Source organism: Mesorhizobium sp. M1A.F.Ca.IN.020.06.1.1, assembly GCF_004023265.1.
Taxonomy (GTDB): domain Bacteria; phylum Pseudomonadota; class Alphaproteobacteria; order Rhizobiales; family Rhizobiaceae; genus Mesorhizobium.
Map to the genome: position 1 here is coordinate 1 of NZ_RZSR01001397.1, position 1,086 is coordinate 1,086.

Annotated in this window: 1 protein-coding gene; it reads left to right on the forward strand. The window is 64.1% G+C overall.

Annotated features, from left to right (window positions below; genetic code table 11):
- Positions 1-186 precede the first annotated feature (186 nt).
- Complete coding sequence (gene rph, locus EOA60_RS34335; protein ID WP_067003199.1) at positions 187-903, forward strand: ribonuclease PH; 717 nt, start codon at positions 187-189, stop codon at positions 901-903.
- Positions 904-1,086: the final 183 nt, after the last annotated feature.

Genomic DNA, 1,086 nt, shown 5'->3' on the forward strand with positions numbered 1-1,086 from the left:
GTTCATTCCAGCGAAAAACCGCCTATCGAAAGATATAGACTTAAGCCTCCGTGGTGCAACCCGGGCCATTTTCGCTAGCGCCGTTTCGTTGGCGCCCCGTTTCCTTGGCGCCCTTTTCCTTTGCGCCATCCGTCGCATGCGTCTACAAGCCGCCGACGAATCCAAAACCATAGGAAAGAAGGCCGAATGCGCCCCTCCAAACGCCAGCCCGACGAAATGCGCGCCATCTCCTTCGAGCGCGGCGTCTCCAAGCACGCCGAAGGCTCGTGCCTGGTGAAGTTCGGAGACACGCATGTGCTGTGCACGGCGAGCCTGGAGGAAAAGGTGCCGGCCTGGATGCGCAATTCCGGCAAGGGCTGGGTTACGGCCGAATACGGCATGCTGCCGCGCTCGACGGGCGAGCGGATGCGCCGCGAGGCTTCCGCCGGCAAGCAGGGCGGCCGCACGCTGGAGATCCAGCGGCTGATCGGTCGTTCGTTGCGCGCCGTTGTCGACCTGCAGGCGCTAGGCGAACAGCAGATCACCGTCGACTGCGACGTTATCCAGGCCGACGGCGGCACCCGCACCGCCTCGATCACCGGCGGCTGGGTGGCGCTCTATGACTGCCTGCGCTGGATGGAAGCGCGCCAGATGGCCAGCGTTTCCAAGGTGCTCAAGGACCATGTCGCGGCGATCTCCTGCGGCATCCATGACGGACAGCCGGTCATCGATCTCGATTATCTCGAGGATTCCTCGGCTGGCACCGACGCCAATTTCGTCATGACCGGCAAGGGCGGCATCGTCGAGATCCAGGGCACGGCGGAAGGCGAGCCCTTCTCCGAAGAGCAGTTTTCGGCACTGATGGGACTGGCCAAGAAGGGTATTTCGCGGCTGGTGAGCCTGCAGCAGATGGCGGTGGCGTAGGTTTTCGAATGCCGAGCCTAGGCACCCCCCTCTGGCCTGCCGGCCATCTCCCCCTCAAGGGGGGAGATCGGACCTCACCTCGGCCTTCGCCAATCTTCGCCGTCGAGACACTGTCGGTGGAGCTGCCAATCTCCCCCCTTGAGGGGGAGATGCCCGGCAGGGCAGAGGGGGGCGTCTCGTGAC

Bases quoted from the DNA above. Each gene is read 5' to 3' on its own strand.
- rph (WP_067003199.1), top strand. From the start codon at position 187: ATGCGCCCCTCCAAACGCCAGCCCGACGAAATGCGCGCCATCTCCTTC.